Annotated in this window: 20 protein-coding genes; 5 read left to right on the forward strand and 15 right to left on the reverse strand. The window is 69.3% G+C overall.

Features of this window, described 5'->3' with window-relative positions; all coding sequences use genetic code 11:
* The first annotated feature begins 35 nt into the window (after nucleotides 1-35).
* From WKR98_RS09175 to WKR98_RS09185, 3 genes are all read left to right on the forward strand, one after another.
* Entirely contained in the window at nucleotides 36-1,241 is a 1,206-nt protein-coding gene (locus WKR98_RS09175; RefSeq protein ID WP_341432695.1) for an MFS transporter, read from the forward strand.
* Between the two features lie 153 nt (nucleotides 1,242-1,394).
* Nucleotides 1,395-2,444, forward strand: coding sequence for a glycosyltransferase (locus WKR98_RS09180; RefSeq protein WP_341432696.1), 1,050 nt, complete (start codon nucleotides 1,395-1,397; stop codon nucleotides 2,442-2,444).
* A gap of 55 nt (nucleotides 2,445-2,499) precedes the next feature.
* Nucleotides 2,500-2,829, forward strand: coding sequence for a hypothetical protein (locus WKR98_RS09185; RefSeq protein WP_124687817.1), 330 nt, complete (start codon nucleotides 2,500-2,502; stop codon nucleotides 2,827-2,829).
* 16 nt (nucleotides 2,830-2,845) lie between these two features.
* Here WKR98_RS09185 and WKR98_RS09190 read toward each other — a convergent pair whose 3' ends face one another.
* The 14 genes from WKR98_RS09190 to WKR98_RS09255 all read right to left on the reverse strand — a co-directional run bounded on the left by WKR98_RS09190 (nucleotide 2,846) and on the right by WKR98_RS09255 (nucleotide 18,700).
* Nucleotides 2,846-3,955, reverse strand: a complete 1,110-nt coding sequence (locus WKR98_RS09190) for a sensor histidine kinase (RefSeq protein WP_341432697.1) — start codon at nucleotides 3,953-3,955, stop codon at nucleotides 2,846-2,848.
* 82 nt (nucleotides 3,956-4,037) lie between these two features.
* The gene (locus WKR98_RS09195) at nucleotides 4,038-5,054 is read right to left on the reverse strand and encodes a UDP-glucuronic acid decarboxylase family protein (protein ID WP_341432698.1); all 1,017 of its coding nucleotides are present in this window, start codon (nucleotides 5,052-5,054) and stop codon (nucleotides 4,038-4,040) included.
* Nucleotides 5,051-6,052 carry a glycosyltransferase family 4 protein gene (locus tag WKR98_RS09200; RefSeq protein ID WP_341432699.1) on the reverse strand — a complete coding sequence of 334 codons (1,002 nt, stop codon included), beginning with the start codon at nucleotides 6,050-6,052 and terminating at the stop codon, nucleotides 5,051-5,053. The genes WKR98_RS09195 and WKR98_RS09200 overlap by 4 nt, the downstream gene beginning before the upstream one ends.
* Entirely contained in the window at nucleotides 6,045-7,130 is a 1,086-nt protein-coding gene (locus WKR98_RS09205; RefSeq protein WP_124687821.1) for a glycosyltransferase family 9 protein, read from the reverse strand. Before WKR98_RS09205 ends, WKR98_RS09200 begins: the two co-directional genes overlap by 8 nt.
* On the reverse strand, nucleotides 7,127-8,116 hold the full coding sequence (locus WKR98_RS09210; protein ID WP_341432700.1) for a glycosyltransferase family 2 protein: 990 nt from the start codon (nucleotides 8,114-8,116) through the stop codon (nucleotides 7,127-7,129). The genes WKR98_RS09205 and WKR98_RS09210 overlap by 4 nt, the downstream gene beginning before the upstream one ends.
* Nucleotides 8,113-9,852 carry a carbamoyltransferase family protein gene (locus WKR98_RS09215; RefSeq protein ID WP_341432701.1) on the reverse strand — a complete coding sequence of 580 codons (1,740 nt, stop codon included), beginning with the start codon at nucleotides 9,850-9,852 and terminating at the stop codon, nucleotides 8,113-8,115. Before WKR98_RS09215 ends, WKR98_RS09210 begins: the two co-directional genes overlap by 4 nt.
* A gap of 22 nt (nucleotides 9,853-9,874) precedes the next feature.
* A complete protein-coding gene (locus tag WKR98_RS09220) occupies nucleotides 9,875-11,002 on the reverse strand; it encodes a glycosyltransferase family 9 protein (protein WP_341432702.1) in 1,128 nt (375 codons plus the stop codon).
* The gene (locus tag WKR98_RS09225; protein WP_124687825.1) at nucleotides 10,999-11,580 is read right to left on the reverse strand and encodes a D-glycero-alpha-D-manno-heptose-1,7-bisphosphate 7-phosphatase; all 582 of its coding nucleotides are present in this window, start codon (nucleotides 11,578-11,580) and stop codon (nucleotides 10,999-11,001) included. Before WKR98_RS09225 ends, WKR98_RS09220 begins: the two co-directional genes overlap by 4 nt.
* Nucleotides 11,571-12,302, reverse strand: coding sequence for an SDR family oxidoreductase (locus tag WKR98_RS09230; RefSeq protein WP_341432703.1), 732 nt, complete (start codon nucleotides 12,300-12,302; stop codon nucleotides 11,571-11,573). Before WKR98_RS09230 ends, WKR98_RS09225 begins: the two co-directional genes overlap by 10 nt.
* 16 nt (nucleotides 12,303-12,318) lie before the next feature.
* Nucleotides 12,319-13,611 (reverse strand): glycosyltransferase, encoded by a 1,293-nt coding sequence (locus tag WKR98_RS09235; protein ID WP_341433836.1) that lies wholly within the window; start codon nucleotides 13,609-13,611, stop codon nucleotides 12,319-12,321.
* Nucleotides 13,612-13,758: 147 nt separating this feature from the next.
* Nucleotides 13,759-14,277 (reverse strand): hypothetical protein, encoded by a 519-nt coding sequence (locus WKR98_RS09240; RefSeq protein WP_341432704.1) that lies wholly within the window; start codon nucleotides 14,275-14,277, stop codon nucleotides 13,759-13,761.
* A gap of 36 nt (nucleotides 14,278-14,313) precedes the next feature.
* Nucleotides 14,314-17,028 carry an ATP-binding cassette domain-containing protein gene (locus WKR98_RS09245; protein ID WP_341432705.1) on the reverse strand — a complete coding sequence of 905 codons (2,715 nt, stop codon included), beginning with the start codon at nucleotides 17,026-17,028 and terminating at the stop codon, nucleotides 14,314-14,316.
* 81 nt (nucleotides 17,029-17,109) lie between these two features.
* Nucleotides 17,110-18,039 (reverse strand): glycosyltransferase family 2 protein, encoded by a 930-nt coding sequence (locus tag WKR98_RS09250; protein ID WP_341432706.1) that lies wholly within the window; start codon nucleotides 18,037-18,039, stop codon nucleotides 17,110-17,112.
* Complete coding sequence (locus tag WKR98_RS09255; protein ID WP_341432707.1) at nucleotides 18,026-18,700, reverse strand: PIG-L deacetylase family protein; 675 nt, start codon at nucleotides 18,698-18,700, stop codon at nucleotides 18,026-18,028. Before WKR98_RS09255 ends, WKR98_RS09250 begins: the two co-directional genes overlap by 14 nt.
* 109 nt (nucleotides 18,701-18,809) lie before the next feature.
* On the opposite strand from WKR98_RS09255, the gene WKR98_RS09260 reads away from it, so the two are divergent.
* A complete protein-coding gene (locus WKR98_RS09260) occupies nucleotides 18,810-20,177 on the forward strand; it encodes a UDP-glucose dehydrogenase family protein (protein ID WP_124687830.1) in 1,368 nt (455 codons plus the stop codon).
* On the opposite strand, the gene WKR98_RS09265 is transcribed toward WKR98_RS09260, so the two are convergent.
* Nucleotides 20,174-21,052 (reverse strand): manganese catalase family protein, encoded by an 879-nt coding sequence (locus WKR98_RS09265; RefSeq protein ID WP_341432708.1) that lies wholly within the window; start codon nucleotides 21,050-21,052, stop codon nucleotides 20,174-20,176. The two genes, WKR98_RS09260 and WKR98_RS09265, sit on opposite strands and share 4 nt — an antisense overlap.
* Nucleotides 21,053-21,267: 215 nt before the next feature.
* On the opposite strand from WKR98_RS09265, the gene WKR98_RS09270 reads away from it, so the two are divergent.
* Nucleotides 21,268-23,301 (forward strand): methyl-accepting chemotaxis protein, encoded by a 2,034-nt coding sequence (locus tag WKR98_RS09270; RefSeq protein ID WP_341432709.1) that lies wholly within the window; start codon nucleotides 21,268-21,270, stop codon nucleotides 23,299-23,301.
* Nucleotides 23,302-23,338 lie beyond the last annotated feature (37 nt).

Genomic DNA, 23,338 nt, shown 5'->3' on the forward strand with positions numbered 1-23,338 from the left:
AGGGTCGTCCCGCCACACTTACGCCGCCCCGTCCCATGCTGCAGCTCGAACGCGTGTTTCCCGCATTGTCCGAACCCACGATGCGGCGCTACCTGATGGGGCAGGGGGTATCGGTGCTGGGGAGCTGGACGCAGAACGTCACGCTCAACCTGGTCGTCTACCACCTGTCGGGATCGGCCGCCGTGCTGGCCCTGCTCAATTTCCTGCTGTATGGGCCGCAGCTGGTGATCGCGCCCCTGGCGGGGGCGCGGGTCAATGCGGCCAACGCGCGCCGCTCGACGCTCGGCGTCCTTTATTCGTCGATGACCGTGGCCTGCATCCTGGCGGTGCTGTCGCTGCTGCACTGGCTGACCCTGCCCATCATTCTGGGGCTGGCGCTGTGCGCCGGCGTGCTGAACGCGATCGAGACGCCGTCCCGCCAGGTGCTGCTGCTGACCGGCCTGGAAGACCCGGCGCTGCTGCCCAACGCCATCGCCATGAACACCATGGTCTACAACGTGGGGCGCATGGTGGGGCCGAGCATGGCCGCCATCATCTATCCCATGTTCGGCCAGGCCGCAGCCTTCCTGACCTATGCCGCCGCGCTGGTGTTCATGGCCTGGTGCGTGCGATCGATGCCGCGCCGCGCGGCGGCGGCCGCGTCGCCTTCGCATGATCGCGGGGGCCTGCGCAATGCGCTGGTCTATGTGCTGGACGACCGCTTCACCGCCAAGTATCTGTCCATCCTGGCCTGCATGGGCCTGCTGGCGGGCAGCTACCAGACGCTGGTGCCGCTGCTGGCGGACCGGGTCTTCCACGACGCCGCCCGATACACCGGCGTTTTCTTCGCCTGCGCCGGCATGGGCGCGCTGGCCGCCGCCGTGGTCCTGTCGTCCTCCATCGCCTCGCGCACCGCCAGCCTGCTCCGGTTCGCGCCCTGGATCGCCTGCGTGGCGCTGGCGCTGCTGTCCATCAGCTGGAGCAGCGCCGTCAGCGGCGTGGCCTTCGTGCTGCTGGGCTTCTGCCTGAGCTTCTCGGCCACCTCGACCAACGCCACCATCCAGCGCCGCTGCCCGGAATCCGTGCGCGGCGCGCTGGTCGGCCTTTACGGCATGGCCTATAACGGCACCATGCCTTTCGGCTATCTGCTGGTCGGCTCGTTCTCGGAGGCCTTCACGGTAACCGGCGCGTTCGGCACCATGGCCGCGGTGCTGGCCGCGTGCATCGGGCTGCTGACGCTGCTGTACTGGCGCAAGACCTGAAGCGGCAAACGCCGATCAGAGGGAGGATTCGCACGCTGGCGCATCGACTCCCGCCCGCCATGGCCGGTAGAATGGACCGAGCTTCGAGCAAGGTCTGTCTTTTCCATGCGCGTGCTCCATATTTGCAGAGTCTATTTTCCTGACGGATGTGGCGTGACCGAACGTGCCGTCCACAGCATCGCTTCCAAGGGCGGCACCCACGGGATCGACAGCCGTGTGCTGACGGTGTCGCCGCGCGGCGGCTGCGACGAGACCGATCTGTCCGGATATCGCATCAGGCGCTACGCCGCATGGCGCAGCGGCGGGTCCCCCCCCTTCATCGCCAGGTTCCGCCGCGAGGCCGCCTGGGCCGATCTGCTGCACTTCCACTTTCCGTGGCCCTGCGCCCAATGGGCCTATCTGCTCGGCCGCGTCGCGGTGCCGGCCATGGCGACGGTCCACACCGACGCGGCGGACGGCGCCCCCCTGGCCCGCCTCGGGCGGGACGCCTTCCTGGCGCGCATGCGCCGCATCATCGTGACGTCGCCGAATTACCTGGAAGGCAGCGCGATCCTGCGCGGCCTGCACGGCAAGGTCGAGGTGGTGCCGGCGGGCATCGAGGACCTTCCCGCGCGCGATCCCGAGGCCGTGTGGCGCTGGCGGCAGCGCATCGGCCAGCGTTTCTTCGTGTTCCTGGGCGGTCTGCGCGACTACAAGGGCCTGCACTATCTGCTGGATGCGCTGCAGGGACGCGATTACCCGCTCGCGGTCGCCGGGGACGGGCCCGAGCGGTCCGCGCTCGAGGCGCACGCCAAGGCGGCCGGCCTGCGCAACGTCCGTTTCCTGGGCCCGCTGGGCGAAGACGACAAGCACGACCTGCTGGCCGCGGCATACGGCTTCGTCCTGCCTTCGTGCCGCCGTGACGAGGCCTTCGGCCTGCCCCTGGTCGAGGCATCGGTGCACGGGGTACCCATGATCTCGTGCGAGGTGGGAACCGGCACGAGCTACGTCAACCGGCACGAGGAAACCGGCCTGGTGGTTCCGCCTTGCGACGCCCTGGCACTGGGGGGCGCCCTGGACCGTTTCTGGCGGGATCCCGCGCAGGCGCGGGCCTGGGGGGACGCGGCCCGCCGGCGGTACCTGGCGCGTTTCACCGACGAAGCCATGGTCGCGCGCCATGCCGCGTGCTACGAAGCGATACTGGGAAAGGGGAAGGCCGCCTGAGGCGGAGGCGGGCACGCGTATTGCTGAGTGCCCGCCAGACACGAAGGAGGCCACCATGCCCATCGATCCCAGGCGCGACAAACCCGAGGCGTCCACGCCCTCGAATCTTCCCGAAGCCGCGGTGGACGAGACCGGCAACGAAGATCCCGGTGCCGAGCTGACCGAACTGCCCGAGCACGAAAAGCAGGAGCACGCCGGTATCCCGCCCGACGAACGGGGTGGGCAGTCCGGCGGAGCCAAGCGCGAGCGCACCGTGGGCAACCATCCGGTGGATCCCAACAGCATGCCGTCTCGCATCGGGCTGCCTGTCGGGGTCGACCGCGAAACCGCCGCCGATCCGGGCCGGCAGACGCCCGAGGCTCCGGAGACGGACAACCGGAGCTGATCGCCGCTGGCGCCGGTCAGTCGGGGGACGGATCGTCGGGCAGCCACAAGGTGAAAGTGGTGCCCGATTCGGAGGACGCGACAGTCAGCGTGCCCTGGTGGGCCACCGCGATCTGCCGGGCGATGTAAAGGCCCAGCCCCAGGCCCGTGCGGCGCCGCTCGATGCCGTGGCGCGGCCCCCGCATCAGCGGGTCGAAGATCTGGTGCCGCATGTGGGGCGGGATGGGAGCCTCGTGGTTGTGGACTTCGGCGATCACGCCGTCCTCGCCCCGCCGCACCCGCAGCGCGACCGGGCGGTCGGCATAGCCGTGCTGGACCGCGTTGCCCAGCAGGTTGGCCAGCAACTGGGCGAGGCGGTTGGCGTCCCAGCGGCCGGCCAGCCGTCCCTGGCATTCCAGCACGAAGGTCTGTTCCGGATGCACGGCCCGGATCTCGTCCAGGGCTCGCGCGCAGATGTCTTCCAGGTCGCTGCGCGAGAGCGCCAGCGGAAGCGGACTGCCCAGGCGGGTGCGGGTGAAATCCAGCAGGTCGTCGATCATGCGCTGCATGCGCGAGCCGCTATGGCCGATCCGCGTGGCGGCCTCGCGGCAGCGGTCGGGAAGCTCGTCGGCCAGCATGAGGGCCTGGGCCGACATGGCGATGGCGCCCAGCGGGGTCCTGAGGTCATGGGCCAGGATGCCGACGAACAGGTCGCGTGCCCGTTCCAGGCCGGCCGAGTACCGGGAAATCGATTCCCTCAGGGCCTGGTCCAGCGCCTGGTTGAAGCGGACCAGGTCGTCGCAGGCCTCGGCGCCCATCTCGCCGGTTTCCCGCACCCAGCGCTCCAGGATGTTGGCGCGCAGGGCGCAGAACTCGGACACCATCTCGGTCAGCGTGAAGCCGGCTCGCAGCCGGTTGCGGGCATGGACGTGGGCCTGGCGAATGGCGCCGGCCGGACGTTCCCCGGGGGCGGAACCGTCGGAACCGGCTCGCAGGTCCGCGGCCAGTTGGCGCAGCAGCGAGCGGGCCGAGGTCTGCAGGGCATGCTCGGACACGGCCGAGCGCCGCAGGTCCAGTTGCCGGGCGAAATTGCGCCAGTCGCTCAGTAGCAGGTCCAGGTTCGCGTCGATGAAGTCGGCCAGTCTCATAGCCCCTCCCGGCATATATGGCCACGCGTGGGATAGCGCTGCACGGCAGGGCGCCGGCATGCTTGCCGGCGAATTGTAGATCCTAGGGCGGGCTGGCGGCCGCATGAGCAAGGCTGGTTACAAGCTGGGCGGCGGGGGGCGGCCGTTGCGGGAAGAATCGTTGCCGGAAATCGTCCAGAGTGAGCCGCAATCCTTCTTCCAGCGGCGTGCCCGGTTCCCAGCCCAGCATGCGGCGGGCAAGACCGATGTCGGGGCAGCGCCGCACCGGATCGTCCTGGGGCAGCGGCCGCCGTTCGATGTCCGACGCCGAGCCGGCCAGGCTCCGGATGGTGCGGGCGATGTCGAGCACCGTGGTCTCGTGCGTGTTGCCCAGGTTCACCGGACCGTGGAAATCGTCGGGGCTGTTCATCAGGCGCATCAGGCCGTCGATCAGGTCGTCCACGTAGCAGAACGAGCGGGTCTGGCTGCCGTCGCCGTAGAGGGTCATGGGTTCGCCCGCCAGCGCCTGCATGATCAGATTGGATACCACCCGGCCGTCGTCGGGCCGCATACGGGGGCCGTAGGTATTGAAGATGCGGGCGATCTTGACCTGCAGTCCATACTGGCGCTGGTAATCGGCGAACAGCGTTTCCGCGCAGCGCTTGCCTTCGTCGTAGCAGGCCCGTATCCCGTTGGGATTGACGTGGCCCCAGTAGTCCTCGCGCTGCGGATGGCGGTTCGGATCGCCGTAGACCTCGCTGGTCGAGGCCTGCAGGATGCGCGCGTTCAGCCGCTTGGCCAGGCCCAGCATGTTGATGGAGCCATGCACGCAGGTCTTGGTGGTTTGCACGGGATCGTGCTGGTAGTGCACCGGCGAGGCGGGGCAGGCGAGGTTGTAGATCTCGTCGGCCTCGATGTAGAGCGGGAAGGTGATGTCGTGGCGCAGCAGCTCGAAGGAAGGATGCCCGATCAGGTGGGCGATGTTGGCCTTGGTGCCGGTATAGAAGTTGTCGACGCACAGGACCTCGTGTCCGGCTTCGATCAGCCGCGTGCACAGGTGCGATCCCAGGAAGCCGGCACCGCCTGTGACGACGATGCGGCGTGGCAGAAGCGGGCTCATGATGGCATCTCCTCGGGTTGGGCGGCCAGGTCCGCGGTCGTGCGCGTCGCTTGCGCGAAGACGTCCATCCAGTCGCGCACGAAGCGGTCGATGCCGAAACGCTGCAAGGCCCTCAGGCGCGCCTCCTGGCCCCAGGCGCGGGCCAGTTCGGGGTCGGCCAGCAGCTCGTGCATGACATCGGCCAGGCAGTCCAGGCGGGTGTCCACATAGCCGTTGGCGCCGTTCTCGATCACGGTGCTCATCTCGGTGGTGGCCAGGCCGATGACGGGCACGCCCGCCATCATGGCCTCGATTACCGCCAGCCCCAGGCTGGTGTAGCGGATGGGGTTGAAGAAGAAGCGGTAGCGGGCCACGAGCGCGGGCAGCTCCAGGTTGGGCACCTCTCCCTGGCCGCCCAGCGACTGCGCGTCCATGCCGGCCAGGTCCAGCGGCACGCGGGCGCGCAGCGCGTCGTAGACATCGGCCCCCAGGCGCCGGCCGCGCCGCTTCAGGTGATTCACCACGACGATGCCGCGCGGTGTCGTGCCCTGATACTCGATGTCGGGGGGCAGCCGCACGCCATGCTCGACCACGCGCGCGGGCGTGCAACCGCTGTCCCACATCAGGGCGTTGAACGGGGTGACGTGGACCAGGGTGCCGCGAGGCTCCTGGAACCAGTGCACCGTGTTGGTGGGATGCAGCTGCGGCGGATCGTGTTCCAGATAGATCTGCGGCAGCTGGCGCTGCGCGGCCGACAGCAACTGCCCGCGATCCTCCAGGTAGGCCTGCTTGGATTGGTACAGCACGCAGTCGAAGCGCATGTCGCGTACCTTGCTTGCGGACACTTCGTGGACGTTGCGGCCCCAGGGCAGACCGTGTCCCAGCGGCGCGTAGCCCGGCCCGCCGCCCGGGCGCGTGACGACATGGAACTCGTGCGGCACCTGGGTGAGGTAATAAAGATAGTTGCCGTGTACGTGCCAGGTCAGGATGCGCAATGGTCGCGCGAGGGTGTCAGGCATGGCTGGGCTCCTTGCAAAGCATGCGTTCGGCCTGGCGGATCACGTCCGAGGCCTTGATCCCGAGGGCGCACGGATGGCCGATCGGGCAATCGGGGTAGGCGCAGGGCCGGCAGGCAACGTCATGCCAGAGCACCACGTGCCGCGCGTGGTCGGCCGGCGCCCAGCGGTGCACGTCGCTGCCGCTGGCGATCACCACGCTGGGGGTGCGCATCGCCGCCGCGACATGGGAGACGCCGGTGTCGTTGCAGATCAGCAGGCGGCATCGTTCGAGCATGGCCGCCAGCGCGCCCAGGTCCGTGCGGCCCGCCAGGTCGCGCAGCGGGGTACCGGCCAGGCGTCCGACCCGGCGCGTCAGCGCGCGTTCTTCGCCGCTTCCGGTCAACGCCACGTCGAAGCCCGCCCGGGCGACCGCCGAGGCCACGGCCGCGTAGCGTTCGGCCGGCCAGCGGCGCGAGGACAGGCGGGCGCCGGGATGGACCAGCACCGTGCGGTCCGGCCGGAGTCCTTCCCGCTCGGCCAACCGGGCAGCCGCCTGCCTGTCCTCGTCTGTCAGCGGAAACTCCAGCGCGGCGTCCGGGCAGGGTACGTCCAGGAAGCGCATCAAGGCCAGGTAGCGTTCGACCTCGGGCAGGTGGTCAGGCCAGGGCATCCACCACGCGTCGCGTTCCAGGCCGTGCTCTCGCTCGGGCTGGAAGCCGGCGATGCGCGCCGCGCCCAGGCGTCGCACGATGTCGTTGGTCAGACGGCCGCTGCCGTGCATTTGCAGGGCGACGTCGAAGCGCTGCGCCCGGGCCCAGTCGAAGAAGGCGGGCAGCGCGTCCGCGCGGGCGGGCTGTTCCGGCAGCCCGTCCAGTCCGGGAAAGACGGCCAGTTCGTCGACATGGCGGGCGAAGCGTTGCTGGAATCCCCGCGCGCCCGCCAGGCCGACCAGGGTGATCCGGGCTCGGGGAAAGCGTGCGCGCAAGGCTCGCAGCGCCGGTACGGCGCATAGCATGTCGCCCAGTTGCAGGGCGCGGAACACGGCGATGCTGCCGGGTTCGGGTTGCCACAGGGGATGGGAGCCCGGTGTGCCGGTCATAGGAATCTCGCCTTGAAGTGCCATGCACCGCGCAGCCTCCAGAACAGCGAAAGCGGGGGGATCAGCACCGATGTGACCAGCATCTCGACCACGTGCGACGGCGCGAGCGAGGCGCCGCGCAGCCGGGCAAGGAAGAAGTGCAGGGTCAGGGCCGACCAGACCGCCAGTCCGCACCATGCCAGCCATGGAAGATCGGCCGCGGCGCCCGCCACGGTGGCCAGCGCGGCGGCGACGATGGCGAAGTAGTTCCAGGGAGGGCGGCGGCGTATGCGGGCCCGGTACAGCAGCGGATGCTTCTTGTAGAGCAAGGCGTCGAAAAACACCTTGCGCTGCTGGCCCACGCTGACGCCGGCGGGCGCCGGCCTGACCGGATGCAGCACGATGGCGTCCTCGGCCCGCGCGATCCGGCGCCCGTGCGCCAGCAGCGTGAACTGCAGGTCGGAGTCCTCGCGCCAGGCCAGCGTGAACCGCTCGTCGAAGCCACCCACGGCGACCAGCGCCCGCTTGCGCACCAGGCAGTTGGCGGTGGCGAATTCCGCGTGCTCCAGTCCACCGGTATCCCGCTCATGGTCGCGCGGCCGGTCCGGCAGCGGCACGCGTATCCGGCCGACGACGGCATCGACGCCGTCGGTCATCGCGTCCAGGCCGCGGCGCAGCCACGACGGCGTGGGAATCGTGTCGTCGTCGGTGAAGGCGACGATGGGCGCCCGCGCCTCTTCCCAGCCCCGGTTGCGTGCGCCGGAGGGGCCTTGCGTGCCTTCGGCGTCGAGGTAGCGCATGCTCAACCCGCGCGCGGCATGTTCCCGGGCCAGCGTTTCGACCACGCGGCGGGTCTCGCGATCCGGGCCGTCATCGACCACCAGGAGCTCGAAGCGCCGGGGATCGACGTCCTGCCAGGTCAGCGCCCGCAGGCAGCGCCGCAGCATGCGCGGCCGGCGGTAGGTCGGCACGACCACCGAAACCAGCAGGGCCGGAGGGGTGCTCATGCCGATTTCTCCAACAGGAAGGAGCCGATGGCGAGTGCGTCGAGCGGGGACGTCCAGAAACATTCGATCGCGTCGCGCGGCGTGCACACGACGGGTTCGCCCCGCGTGTTGAAGGAGGTGTTCACCAGTACGGGTACGCCCGTGCGGCGCTCGAACGCGGCGAGCAGGTCGTAGTACATCGGGTGCTGGTCGCGGCGCACCGTCTGCACCCGCGCGGTGCCATCGGTGTGGCGCACGGCCGGGATGCGATCGGCCTTGTCCGCCAGCACGTCGAAGACGAACAGCATGAACGGGGCGACGATGGGGCCGGGGCGCGACGTGGCGAACCAGTCCCGGGCGCGTTCTTCCATGACGACCGGCGCCACCGGGCGGAAGTCCTCGCGGTCCTTGATCTCGTTGAGCCGGGACTGCATGCCCGGATCGATGGGCGAGGCCAGGATGGACCGTGCGCCCAGGGCGCGCGGCCCGAATTCCATGCGGCCCTGGAACCATCCCACGATCCTGTCCTGCGCCAGCAGTTCCGCCGTGGCCTCGGCGATGTCCGCCGGCCTGCGGTAGGCCAGCTTCGAACGTTGCAGGAAGGCCTCGATCTCGTCGTCGCCGAATTCCGGGCCCAGGAAGGCATGCTCCATGCTCCAGCGGCGCTCGTGCCCCGCGCGCTGCTGGCTGTCCACCCAGAGCGCCGCGCCCAACGAGGTGCCGGAGTCTCCTGCGGCCGGCTGCACCCAGACCTCGCGAAAGGGACCGCGCTCGCGCAGGCGCGCATTCATGACGCAGTTCAGCGCGACGCCGCCGGCCATGCAAAGATTGGGCGAACCCGTTTCGCGATGCAGCCAGCGCGCCATGCGCTCCACCGTCTGCTCCAGGGCGAACTGCAAGGACCGGGCGAGATCGTAGTGATGCTCTTCCAGCGGGCCGCCGCGGTGCCGTGCCGGGCCGAAGCGCTGCACAAGCGATAGCGGCGACACGGTATAGCCGCCATCGTCGCCCACGCGCATGATTTCCTCGAAGAAGTCCGCGTGGCGTGGTTCGCCGAAGGACGCCAGAGCCATCACCTTGTATTCGTCGGAGGAGTGCAGGAAGCCCAGGTGACGGGTGACTTCCTCGTACAGCAGGCCCAGCGAATGGGGAAGATCGATTTGCTTGATGCGCCGGTAGGCGCCGCCGGAATAGTGTCCGTAGCTGGTGGTGGCGCGCTCGCCCCGGCCGTCCATGGTCAGGACCGCGGCATCGTCGAAGGGGGCGGCCAGGAACGCGCTGGCTTCGTGCGCCAGGTGATGCTCGACGAAATGCCAGCGCCGCTGGATGTCGCTGGACGTAGCGCCGCGGAAGCGCTCCTGGAGATGATGCGGAGCGCCATCGGCCAATTGGCGGGGGGCGTTGACCACATACGACAGGAACAGCGGGTCCCAGGGCGAGGTCGTCGCCGTGGGGCTGCCGCCGCGCGAGGGCTCCAGCGGCAGCGTGATGTGCCCATCCACGGCCTGTTCCTGCAACAGCAGGGACGGGTCGTACGAATAGGCGAAGTGGTCGACCTGCGGGAGGTCGATGCCGGCCTGCGCCAGACAGTAGTCGATGGCGTGGAAAGGCAGTTGCCAGGTCGTGAACGGTACTGGCCGCTTGCCGTGCTTGACGTGGGTGAAACGCTCTTCTTCCGCCGCTGCCAGCACCACGCCGTCGCGTACCAGCGTCGCGGAGCAGTCGTGGTAGACCGCGTTGATTCCCAGTGTGTACATGGGCGGGCTCCTTGAGGGGTGTTCAGGCGGCCTGCGTGGCGGCGCACGCGCGGCGCCGCCAGGCCAGCAGTTCGTGCGCGGCCTGGACCACGACGGCGGGGTCGACGCCCGCCAGGCAGGCGTGGTGGCCTTCCGGGCAGACGCTGCGATAGCAGTACTTGCAGGGCACGTCGCGGTTCAGCAGCCGGTGTTCGACGCCCCAGGGCGCGTGCTGGGGATTGGTCAGCGCATACAGGTCGGCCACCGGCGTGCCGACGGCCGCCGCCAGGTGCACCGGCCCGCTGTTGTTCGAGACCAGCACAGCCGCGTCGGCCAGCAGCGCACCCAGTTCCCCCAGGCTCAATTCACCGGCCATGTCGGTCGCGCACCGGCCCGCCAGGACGTCGACGTGTTCGGCCAGCGGCCGTTCTCCGGCGTCTCCGGTCAGTACGACCGGCGCGGTGGCGGACAGCTCGCGGACCACGCGGGCGAACAGTTCGGGCGGATAGCGCCGGGACGGCGCGCTGGCGCCCGGGTGGACCACGATGCAGGAGGCCAAGTCGGCGATGCCGCGGGCGGCGAGTTTTCCCCGCATCGCTTCACGGTCGGCCGGCCGCACGGTGAACTCCAGTCCCTCGGCCGGCGGCCGGGCGCCGATCGACGCCACCAGGTCGAGCTGGCGCCGGGTCTCGTGGCGCCCGCCATCCATGGGAACATCGTCCTTCGTCCAGTCCGATAGCAACTGGTACGGGTTCTCGCGGGCATGGGCAAGCACGCGCGGGATGCCGGCCAGCCTGCACATCAGGGCGGCGGGCAAAGCGCTCTGGCTGTACACGGTGAAGATCGCCGCCGCATCGAAGCCGCCGGCGCGCAACTGCTCGATCATGGCCAGGTCCGGGGCCGGATCGGCCGTCCGCAGGTTCTTCACCCACGGCGCGTCGTAGGCGATCGCCGCGTCCACGCTGGGCAGGTGCGGAGCCAGGCGCGCGCCGGCCGGCGAGCACAGCAGCGTGATGCGCCGGCCGGCCGCCGAGTGCTTCAGCGCGCGCAGCGCCGGCGTGGTCATCAGCACGTCGCCCAGGTTGTCCAGCCTGACGCAGAGTATGTTCGTGGCGCGGTCCCAGCCCGAGGTCACGGGCGCGTCGTCCGGCCGCTGCGCGAGGGCACTCATGCCACCTCCCTGGCGCGCAGCGCCACCGCCACGATGGTGGCCGCCTGTTCGAAGCCATCCACGATGTAGTCGGGCTCGCGGAACGGACCCCGTACCCATTCGGTTTCATGGCCGTTGTTCAGCAGCACGGTGCGGCAGCCCGCGCGGCGGCCGGCCTCCACGTCGTCCAGGATGTCGCCGATGAACCAGGACCGCTCCAGGTCCAGGCCGAGGTCGCGCGCGGCCTGGCGCAGCAGTCCGGGCTGGGGCTTGCGACAGGTGCAGGGCAGGGCATAGGGACGGCGCACGCCACGCGCCAGGTGGGGGCAGTAGTAGAACCCGTGCAGCCTGGCATGGGCGCCCTCGAACATGCGCGCGAGTTGCAGGTGCACGCCTATCAGCGCTTCTTCCTCGAACAGTCCGAGCGCGACGCCGGGCTGGTTCGTGACGACGACCATGGGCGCGTTCGTGCCTCCCAGGCGCCGCAGGCCCGTTTCCACGCCCCGGTCGAAGCGCATCCGCGCCGGATCGACGTTGTAGGCGTCGTTCACCAGCAGGGTGCCGTCCTTGTCCAGGAATACCGCCGGTTTCAGGGCCATGACGTTTCTCGCATCGGCAGCACCATCACTTCGGGGATGACGGTCTCGTCGGGTTGCAGCAGGACGAAGCGCACGGTGCGCGCCACGTTGCCCGGGTCCTGGAGCGTGCCGGCATCGATGTCGGGAAAGCGGTCCAGCAGGAAGGGCGTGCGCATGCCGCCGGCCACGACCGCCGAGACCTTGATGCCGTGGGGGCGAAGTTCGGCGTGCAGGGCGTGCGACAGGCCCAGGAGGCCCCACTTGGTGGCGTGGTAGACGGCGGCGTTGGGCCAGGCGCGCTTGGAAGCGGTCGAGGCGATGTTGACGATGTGCCCGTGTCCGCGCTCCTTCATGTGGGCGCACGCATGCCGGGATATCAGGAAGGGGCCGGTCAGGTTGGTGCGCAGGATGCGGTCCCAGTCGGCCAGCCCCAGTTCGTCGATGGGCACGGTCAGGTCGATGGCGGCATTGTTGACGACGGCGTCCAGATGCCCGAAGCGCGAGATGGCGCGGTCGATGGCGGCCCGCACGTCGCTCTCGTTGCCCACGTCGAAGCCGATCGCATCGGTGTGCGCGCCGATGCGCCGGGCCATCGCATGCGCCTTGCCTTCGTCGATGTCGCCGATCAGAACGTGGGCACCATCGGCCGCCAATTCCTGGCAGATGGCCGCGCCCAGTCCCTGTCCGCCGCCTGTCACCAGTACCGTCCTGCCTGCCATGCTCGTGGGTGTCCGGGATGTCATGCTTTTCTCCTTGCTGTCATTTGGCGGCCAATGCGGCTTCGGCCATCGGCTCGCGCCGTGCGCGGCGGGGCTGGGCCGGCGCCTGGGTCAGGCCGGCATAGGCGCGCAGCATGTCGCGGGCGACGAAGTTCCAGGTGAACATCTTCTGCGCGCGCCGCAGGCCGTTGCGCCCCAGCCGTCTGGCCGTCTGCTCGTGCCGGGCCAGGAAGGCCAGGCGTTCGGCCAGCGCCTCGGGGTCGCGCGGCGGGACGAGATAGCCGGTCTTGCCATCGATCACGGTGGACCGTATGCCGCCCACCGCCGAGCCCACCACCGGCCTCGCGCAGGCCATGGCCTCGACCGGCGTGATGCCGAAGGGCTCGTACCAGGGCGTGGTGACGAATACATCGCAGGCGCCGTAGAACAGCGGCAGGCGATCGCGGTCGCATCGCCCGCAGAAGGACACCGCGTCGCGCACGCCCTCCTCGTCCACGATGCCGCGCAGCCGTCCCAGCTCCGGCGTGGCCAGGTCGTCGGGACGCACCGCGTCGCCGCCCACCACGCGCAGGACGGCATCCACGCCATGGCGGCGACGCAGGATGGCGAGCGCGCGTATGGCGTTGTCCACGCCCTTGCGCGGCACCATGCGGCCCAGCTGCAGCAGCGTGAATTTCCCCGGCTCCCACCCCAGCGACGTGCGGGCGGCGGCCCGGTCCATGGGCGCGAGTTCATCGGCGTCGAAACCGCAGGGAATGATGTCTATCTTCGTGGGGTCGGCGGCATAGTGCTCGACCAGGTCCTCGAGATCCTGCGGACATTCGGCGATCAGCTTCTCGGCCCGGCGCACGAGCTCCAGTTCGATGGCGTAGCGCTCCGCGGGAAACCGGTCCGCGCTGCCCTGGTGCTTGCGCCGCACCCGGTCCAGCGCGTGGAAGGTCATGACCAGCGGCACGCCGAACTCGCGCGTGACCGGCAGGGCAGCCAGGCCCGACATGAAGAAGTTGGCGTGGACGACGTCGTAGATCGGCCAGTTGTTGCGGAAGTAGTGGAGCAGGAACTCGGAAAAGTGCCCCATGTACGGCAGCAGCGACTCCTTGGGAATCGGGCGCGCGGGGCCGGCGGGAACATGGATGACCCGTACGCCGGGCTGCCAGGCCAGCGTGCGGGGCAGCGAAGGGTCGTCCAGGCGGGTGAAGACGTCGACCCGGTTGCCCTGGGCGGCAAGCTCGCGCGCCAGATGCGCGACATAGATGTTCTGGCCGCCGCTGTCCACGCTGCCGGGGGGCGCCAGCGGAGATGCATGTTCACTGACGAGGGCGATGGTGCGCATGGTGGTGTCCCTTTCGTTGATCAGCACAACTACGGGGGCAGACATCGCATCTTCCGTTCCCGGCCCCGGGAAGCGGCTCCAGTCTCCATGGGCTTTCCGGCCACACCAGTAAGGTCTACACGAGCGTGAACTTCTTGCCGACGGTTCCTACAGAACCAGTCCGCGGGACTCCGTCAGCGCCCGACCCTTGACGATCGCCCTCAGGCAGGCGGCGACGGTCATCGCGAAGGCCTCGTCGTACCAGGGATTGGCGCCGCTGGACGCAACCACGTAGCCGTCCAGGCACGCGGTACCCCACAGCGTGGAGTCGTTCTCCCGCAGCAGTTGCGGGTAGGCGGTCTGTACCAGGTGGCTCTCGATGCCCGTGCGCCAGCTGATCCGTGCCTTGCCGCGCGCGAAGGCGGCGTAGTCGGCGTCCCACTGCTGCGGGTCGCCCACGGCGTGCTCGTAGAGAATGGCCTCTTCGAACTGGTCCCGCCCGGGGGAGCTGGCCGGATCCATGATGACGAGATACAGGAAGCCGCTCTCGCCGACGCGGGGGTCGCGCATCGCGGCCTCGATCATCGGCAGCGCCATGCGGACCGCCTGCGCGGCCGCTTGTCTGTCCGCGTAGAAACTGGGCGCGGACACCGTGGGGGCCGAGGCAAGAAAGGGGTTGCCGTTCATGGGAAGACTCCTTGGTGGTGGGAATGCGGACAGGATTCAGGCGGCCGGGCCCGGCCCGGGCCGCGCGTGGTCGCGCACCAGCGTGGCGACCGTGGCGGCCAGTTCGTCGGGGTCCACCGGCTTGGCCAGGTGCACCTGGAAACCCGCCAGCAGCGCGCGCATGCGGTCCATGGGCTGGGTGCGGCCGGTCAGTGCGACGGCCGGCATGAGATCGGGCAGCGAGACCGAACGCCGGGATTCCAGGCTCCGGATCTCCTGCAGAACCTGGTGGCCGTCCTCGTCGCCCAGCGACAGGTCGCACAGCAGCACGTCCGGCCATTGCTCCGACGGCGTGCGTTCCAGGTAGGACAGGGCGGCATGGCCGGAGGCCATGGGCAGTACCTTCGCTCTATAGGTTTCCAGCACTGCGCCGATCTGTTCCAGGACTTCGGCCTGGTCGTCCACCGCCATCACGCGGATGCCGTCCAGCGACACCGCGCCCGCCTTGCCAGGCGCGGCGGGTGCTTCTTCGGCCACCGCGCGCAACGGCAGGCTGAGCACCCGCGTCTCGCCCCGCCCGGTGCGCACCGCGTGGGTTACCAGCTTGCCGCCCTGGCCCTCGACCACCGCCCGGATGTGCATGGGATCGAAGACCGCCGAACCGTCCGGCGACAGCGGGGGCGGCGCGGCGCCGTACTCCAGCGCGACGATGGCCTCGTCGTCGCGTCCGTCGGTGATGGACAAACGCGCGTTGCCGTCGGCCGTGTCCAGCCGCAGTTCCATGCGGCCGCCGGGCGGACTGACGGCGATGGCGTTCATGCAAAGTTCGGATACGACTTGCTGCAAAGTGCTGGGGTCCCCGGTGACCCGATAGGGATGCGAGCCCATGAATGTATAGAGCTCGATGGCGCGTTCCTCGATCAACGGCCGCAGGCCGTCCAGCACGCTGGCCACCAGCGCCACCATGTTGACGGGCTGCCGGCTGAGCTGGCGGCTGGTGCGCTCCAGTTCGCTCTGCTTGAGTTGCAGGTTCCACATCTGGGCGTACATGCCCTGGCTGGCCAGCAGGGCTTCGTGCGTGCCGCGTTCGACGATGCGGCCCTGGTCCAGGACCAGGATCTCGTCGGCATCGACCACGGTGGACAGCCGGTGCGCGATGATCAGCGTGGTCCGGTCGCGCGACAGTTGCGCGAGTTCGGTCTGGATGGCGCGCTCGGCCATGGTGTCCAGCGCCGAGGTGGCCTCGTCGAAGATGAGGATGGGCGGGTTCTTCAGGATCGCGCGGGCGATGGCGATGCGCTGGCGCTCGCCGCCGGACAGTTTCACGCCGCGTTCGCCCACCATCGTGTCGTACTGCGCGGGCAGGGCGTTGATGAATTCGTGGATGCGCGCCGCCCGCGCCGCCTCGATGATCTCCGCCATCGAGGCGCCGGGCTGACCATAGGCGATGTTGTATGCCACCGTCTCGTTGAATAGCGCCGTGTCCTGCGGCACCATGCCGATGTGGGCGCGCAGGCTCTTCTGGTCGATGGCGGCCAGGTCCTGGCCGTCGAGGGTGATGCGGCCGGCGTCGGGTTCGTAGAAGCGGAACAGCAGGCGGGCCAGCGTCGACTTGCCCGAGCCGCTGCCGCCCACCACCGCCACCGTAGCGCCGGGTTCGATCCGGAAGTCCACGTTCCAGAGTATCTGCCGGCCGGGCTCGTAGCCGAAATCGACCGACTCGAACCGGACCTCGCCCCGCTTGAAGTCCAGCGGCGTCGACTGGCGAGTCTCGTCCGTCTCGGGCGGGGTGTCGAGCAGCGCGAACAGGCGTTCGGCGTTGATGACGGCATCCTTGGATTGGCGGAACACCATGCCCAGCGTATTGAGCGGCAGGCTGATCTGAATGATGTAGGCATTGACCAGGACCAGGCTGCCCACGGTCATGTGGTCCAGGACCACTTCGCGTCCGGCCAGCAGCATGACCGAGGCCACGCCCATCGCGATGATGGCGCTCTGGCCGACGTGCAGTACCGACAGCGCCTGCTGGTTGGCCACGCCCGCTTCGCGCCACCGTTCCAGCAGTTTGCGAAAGCGCACCAGCTCGTAGCGTTCGTTGGTGTAGAACTTGACCGTCTCGTAGTTGAGCAGCGTATCGACCAGGCGTCCGCTGGTGGCGGAGTCCGCGACGTTCATCTCGCGTTGCAGCGCGGCCCGGCGCTCGGTCAGGGCGAAGGTGAAGATGCTGTAGCCCAGCAGCGCCAGTACCACGATGACGGTGAACCAGATGTCATAGCCGATTGCCAGGACGACGGCCACCACGCCGATCTCGAACAGTGTGGGCACGACGGTGAACAAGGTGGTGCCGAGCAGGAAGGTGATGCCGGCCGATCCACGGTCCACGTCGCGCGCCAGCGCGCCCGTCTGGCGGGCGACGTGGAAACGCGGACCCAGGCGGTGCAGGTGCGCGAAGGTGCGTTCGTTGAAGCCGGCCACGACCTCGTGCAGCACCGGCGAGAACACCACGTCGCGCAATTCATTGAACAGGGTGCCCAGGAAGCGCAGCAGCGCGTAGGCCAGCAGCAGGAAGACGGGCAATACCAGGGGATGGGTGGGTTGGCTCAGTTCGTCCACGACGTTCTTGAGCACCATGGGAACCGCCACCATGACCAGCTTGGCCAGGATGAGCAGCGCCAGCGCCGTCAGCACGCGCCGCCGCGCCGCCCAGATGGGCGGACCCAGCGTGCGGGCGAGTTGCTGGCTGAGCGGCTTGGCGTGCGGGTCCTGGGCCATGGACGACGGACTCCCGTGGCGGCGCGGTCGCGCCGGAACGCGGCCCACAGCAATATGCATACCCGGGACGGCGCAGGGGCGCTAGCGTTCGCGCGAGGATGGCGCAGAGCGCCGGCCGGGCAGCGGCACGGGGCCTCCGCCCGCCTTCATGCCGCGCGCCAGTGCCCGCCGCATGGCCAGCACCCGGGGCGGCACGACGCGGCGTTGGCCGGGAATCCACGGCAGTCCGCCCAGGGCCGATCCGGCGACGGCAAGCCGGTCCAAGCCGCGCAGTTCGCGCAGGATGCGCAGGGTTTCCCGGCCGGCCTCGGCCACGGGCAGGCGCAGCCAAGCCGTCCAGATCTCGTTGCGGGCCAGCAAGCGCCGCCGCAGCGGCGTGTCGCGCCTGGGCGAGGGGTGGTGGCGGGTGACGATGCGCGGGCAATAGACCATGCGCCAGCCCGCCGCGGCGAAGTCCAGGGCCATCAGCGCTTCTTCGGCGCCGATGAAGAAGGCCGGATGGTAGCCCCCGGCTTCCACGAAGGCACAGGCCCGCATGACAGCGGCCCCGGCCAGGAAACCGAGCAGGGCCTTGCCCGGCAGCCCGCGCGAAGGCAGGGGGCTGCGCGCCATGCGTTCGCACGCGGGATCGGGCCGCCCTTCGGTGCCCACCTGCACCTGCGCGCACAGCACGGCGACGTCGGGATGACGGTCCAGGATGTCCGCGGCCAGGTCCAGCGAGTGCGGCTGCCAGCAGGTATCGTCGTCGCAGAATGCCACATAGGGCGTGCGGGTCCATCGCACGCCCAGATTGCGGCCGGCGGCGCCCAGGTTGTCGCCCGTCTCTATCACGTGCAGATCCGGAAAGGCTGCGCGCAGCGCGTCCACGGTTCCGTCGCAACTGCCGTTGTCCACCACGCACAGCCGAATCCGGTCCGGCAGCGCGCTCAGCCCGCCGACCGTGCGCAGCACTTCGTCGCGCCGGTCATGGGTCAGGACCACGACGGTGATGCGGGGTTCAGCCGATATCATGGCGCGCCAGCCTCCATAGACGTTCGGGCAGCTCCGTGTCCTCATGGCCGCCTTCGCCGAAAGCGCGCAACTGGCTCGCGTAGGCGCGCACCGCGCGCGCTTTCAAGCCGCTCGCCGGCGGCGCGATGAGGGGCGTCAGCCGCCAGCCCGAGCGCAGCAGCGAGGCCAGGCGCTCCTGCAACAGGCCGGGAAGGCGGCGGTACAGCGCGTCTTCATAGCACAGCCAGTCCAGGCCGGGATGCCGCGCGTGCAGGCGCAGGCACGCCTCGTGGACCACGTGATGGTCGGAGTGGAACAGGCCCATCGGCGCGGCCACGATGCCGCCGCGCTGGCGCCCCAGGCAGGGAGCGAGTTGCCCTTCGACGTCTTGCGGGAGGTAGTCGCCCCCGTATTGGGCATCGAGCAGATCCAGCCACATCGGCTCGGCGCCCAGCATCGCGAGCGCCTCGGCATCCTCGGCCCGGCGGGCACGCATGGCTTGCCCCGCATCCTGGAAACCGCATTGGCGGTCCCAGTCGGTCAGGCTGGTGTCCGTGGGCGTTCCGGCGAAAACGGTGACGACCGTGGCGCCGGGCGTGCGCTCGAGCAGCGCGCCGCAACTGAAGACGGCGTCGTCCAGATGCGGGGACACGATGGTCAGGGCACGCTTTGAATGGCTCATGGCGATTACCTTGCCACCGGCCCGCAGGAACAGGTGTAACGAGATTGAGATCCGTGACAGGGGAACGGATCTTGCTGGGGTGGAGGACCGACATTCACAGGAGCAGGCCATGAATCTCGCCGTCATCGGTGCCGGCTACGTAGGGCTCGTGACCGGCGCATGCCTGGCCGACGTGGGCAACCGGGTGCACTGCGTCGACCGCGACGCCGCCCGGCTGCGCCAGCTCCGAGGCGGGCACCTGCCCATCTACGAGCCCGGACTCGATGCGCTGGCCGCGCGCAATGCCGCCTCCGGCCGGCTGCTGTTCACCGACGACCTGCCGGGCGCCGTGGCCGATGCCGACGCGGTGTTCATCGCGGTGGGCACGCCTTCGCGCGAGGACGGGGCGGCGGACATCGGCCAGGTGCTGCAGGCCGCCGCGGACATCGCGCGCTCGGCCACGCGCGACCTGCTGGTGGTGGTCAAGTCCACCGTGCCGGTGGGTACCTGCGATCGCGTGCGCGAAGTCGTCGAGGCGGAACTGGCGCGCCGCGGCGCGCCGTGCGAACTGCGGATAGCCTCCAATCCGGAGTTCCTGAAGGAAGGGCACGCGGTCGAGGATTTCCAGCGCCCCGACCGTATCGTCATCGGCACGTCCGACGACGATGATTGTGCCTTGCTGCGCACCCTCTATGCGCCCTACAACCGCAACCACGACCGGCTCATCTGCATGGACATCCGGTCGGCCGAGTTCACCAAGTACGCCTCGAACGCGATGCTGGCCGCCCGGATCTCGCTGATGAACGAACTGGCCTGCCTGGCCGAGAAAGTGGACGCCGACATCGAGTCGGTGCGCCGGGGCACCGGCGCGGATCCGCGCATCGGCTATGACTTCCTGTATGCCGGGGCGGGCTACGGCGGATCCTGCCTGCCCAAGGACGTGCGTGCGCTGATACGGCTGGCCGACGAGTACGGCGCGGCGGCCGACATACTGGGCAGCGTGCAGGCGGTGAACCTGCGCCAGCGGGCCTTGCTGTACGAGAAGATCGAGCGCTTCTTCCGCGGCCGGCTGGCCGGCCGCCGCATCGCGGTATGGGGCCTGGCCTTCAAGCCGGCCACCGACGACATTCGCGAGGCACCGTCCATCGACCTGGTCGGGCGCCTGCTGCGCGGCGGCGCCACGGTGCGCGGCTACGACCCCGTCGCCGGCGCCAACGCGCTGCGGGCCCTGGGGCGAGATGGCTTTTCCATCGCGGACGACGCCCGGGCCGCGTGCCAGGGGGCCGACGCGCTGGTGGTGATGACCGAGTGGCGCGAATTCAAGTCGCCGGATTTCCGGGGCCTGGCCCAGGTCCTGCGCGCGCGGGCCGTGTTCGATGCCCGCAATCTGTACGACCCCGGCTATGTGCGCGCCTGCGGCCTGCACTATGAAGGCGTGGGACGGGCCGGCGGCCATCCGGCCCACCGGCCTTCGCCCGTTCCGGCCGCCGTGCGCTAACGTCCGGTTTCCGCTCCCAGCTCGGCCCCGGTGGTGGGGTCGACGTCGGGGTCGGAGGCCGTGCGCACGGCAAGGTCTTCCAGCGCGGTTTCTTCGTCCGGATCCAGTGTTACCTGGGGCTGGCCGTCACCCCCATCCACCGCGCACTGCTCCTCGCGCTCGGACACGTAGGTGAAATGGCCGTCGCCGTTCCACGAGCCGCGCATGTCGCCTTCGCCCTGCGACATATTGAAATACACGTTGGCGAAGTGCGGGTCGCCCGGCAGCTTGCCGGGAGGGAAGTTGGGCGTGATGGCGTACAGGGCTTTCTCGAAGGACTGCTGGTGCGAGATTTCCCGAGTCATCAGGAATTGCAGCGCGTTCTTCACGCCGGCGTCGTCGGTCAGGTTGATCAGCCGTTCGTAGATGATCTTGGCGCGCGCCTCGGCGGCGATGTTCGACCGCAGGTCCGCCGTCGGTTCGCCTATGGAGTCGATGTAGCCCGCATGCCAGGGGGCGCCGCCCGAATTGACCAGGGCCGGGCCGCCGCCATAGAGCACCTGGGTCAGGTGCGAGTCGTTGCCCGCGCCGGTGATGGACCGGTAGAGCTCGGCGGTTTCCTCGGCTGCTTCGGCCAGCTTGCCCTTGGCCCCCTTGTTGAGCATGGCGACGATGGTGCCGATCACCTCCAGGTGGCTCAGTTCCTCGGTGGCGATGTCCAGCAGCATGTCCTTGCGGCCGGGGTCGTCCTCGGCCAGCCCCTGGGTGAAATAGCGACACGCGGCCGCGAGTTCCCCTTGCGGGCCGCCGAACTGTTCCAGCATCAGGTTGGCCAGCCCCGGGTTGCATTCCGAGACGCGGACGGTGTATTGCAGGCGTTTGTTGTGCGCGAACATGAAGATCTCCTTGTGGAACGAGCGCTTCGTCCCGCAGGAATCGTTCCCATGCCGCCTACCGGGATATCCCGGGTGCGCCGGTCCGCCATACTCCAGCAAAAAATGCTCAATTCCCGGCCTCCCCTGCCGTAAACACGGAAACGCCCGCCACGCGAAGGGAACGTGTGCGCACGAAACGACCGGCACGAGCCGGCAACAACGGTTTGGGGTAAACAATGGCTGTGTCTCTCGGCTTGGGTCAGCGCTCGCTGGCCAAACAGGTACTGGTGCTGGCGCTTTCCGTCAGCGCCGTCGTCTCGCTGGTGACTGCCGTCGTCGTGGCCTGGCAGGGCCTGCAAGCGGGCAAGCACGCGGTCGAACGCGAGATGATGGACGCGCTCGGCTCGATCAACTCGAGCCTCGTGTCCTCGTTCGAATCGTCCCGGGGGCGGGTCGAGCGCCAGTTGCTGGTGTTCCAGCGCATGCTGGGCGAGCTGCCGTCGCCGGACGGCACGATGACCGAAACCGGCGTCGCCGGCGAGGTCGTGACGGTGCGCGCGGGCGAGAACGTGCTGAACGGCAATTCGGCGATCCTGCAGCGCATGCGCAGCTACACCGGCGCCGAGCCCGAACTGGTCGTGCGCCACAACAACCAGTGGATCCGAGCCGCGACGCTGCTGCGCGGGCCCGACGGCTCGCCCATGACCGGCCAGCCCATCCCGGCCGGCGATTTCGTCGCGACCACCATGGATTCGCACCAGCCCGCCACCAACATCGTCTACCGCAACAAGCGCTGGTACGCGCTGCACGTGCGGCCGCTCAAGGACGACGCCGGCAAGATCTTCGGCGGCATCACCCTGCAGGTCGACCTGTCGGACGACGTCGGCAGCGCCCTGGAATTCATCGAGAAGACCCAGGTGGCGGGCTACGGCACCATGTTCGCGATGACGCCCAGGATGAACGGCACCTCCGAATTCCTGGTCCATCCGCTCTACAAGGGCAAGACGGTCGAAGAGGCCGCCGAGGCCGACCGCTCCTTCTACTATCACATGGTCGACCAGGACCGCGGCTTCCAGGAAGCCAAGCGCTCCACCGACGACTCCTCCATGCTGGTCGCCTTCCAGACCGTGCCCAACTGGGGCTGGACGCTGGTGGCGACCGGACCCAAGGCCGATTTCATGGCGGCGCAGTACCGGCAGATCGGGCTGATGGTGGCGCTGCTGGTCGTGGGCGGCATCCTGACCGGCCTCCTGATCTACTACCAGATGTCCACCGCGCTGCGGCCGGTGCGCGACGTGGTCGACGGGATAGGGCGCCTGGGCGACGGCGACCTGACGCGCGACGTGCCGGCGGGGCCGCGCGGTTCGCGCAACGAGATCCACATCATGGCCGATCGCATCAACGCCACGCGCGCCCGCATCGCCCATCTGGCCCAGCAGATGAATTCCACCGGATCGCAGGTCGCCACGGCCACGACCCAGACGCTGCAGGCCCTGCACCAGATCGGCAAGGGCACCGAGGTGCAGTCCGAAGCGGCCAGCGGCGTTGCGGCCGCGGTCGAGCAACTGACCGTGTCCATTTCCCAGATCGCCGACAACACCCGCGAAGCCAACAGCTTCTCGCGCACGTCCAGCACGGCGGCCGAGGAAGGCGCGGTGGTCGTGACCCAGACGGTGTCCGAGATCGAGAAGATGGCCAGCCAGGTCGCCAGCTCGGCCGAGGTGGTGCAGGAACTGGAAGCGTCGTCGCGCCAGATCTCGGCGGTGGTCAAGACCATCCAGGAGATCGCCGAGCAGACCAACCTGCTGGCGCTGAACGCCGCCATCGAAGCGGCCCGCGCCGGCGAGGAAGGGCGCGGCTTCTCGGTGGTGGCGGACGAGGTCCGGGGCCTGGCCGAGCGCACCAAGACATCGACCTCGCAGATCGCCCAGGTCATCGCCGCGGTGCAGAAGCAGACCGCGCTGGCCGCCGACGCCATGCGCCAGGTCAATGCCGACATGCAGCGTTCCGCCGAAGGCGCGCGCCAGGCCGGCGACGTGCTGGTCCGCATCCGCGAAGCCGCCGGCCGCACCGCCGAGGTCATCGCCGACATCTCGAACGCCGCCATGGAGCAGAAATCGGCGTCCGAGCAGATCGCCAGCCGGGTCGAGCAGATCGCCCAGTATTCCGAGGAGTCGGCGGCGGCGGTGCAGCAGTCGGTCGCATCGGCCGAATCGCTGCAGAACCAGGCGCAGGTCCTGGACGAGACCATCCGCACGCTAAGGACTTGAAGCCCCCCCTACGCGCTGACGCGCGCCCCCCAGGGGG

The organism is Pigmentiphaga sp. YJ18 (assembly GCF_038066655.1).
Taxonomy (GTDB): Bacteria; Pseudomonadota; Gammaproteobacteria; order Burkholderiales; family Burkholderiaceae_B; genus Pigmentiphaga.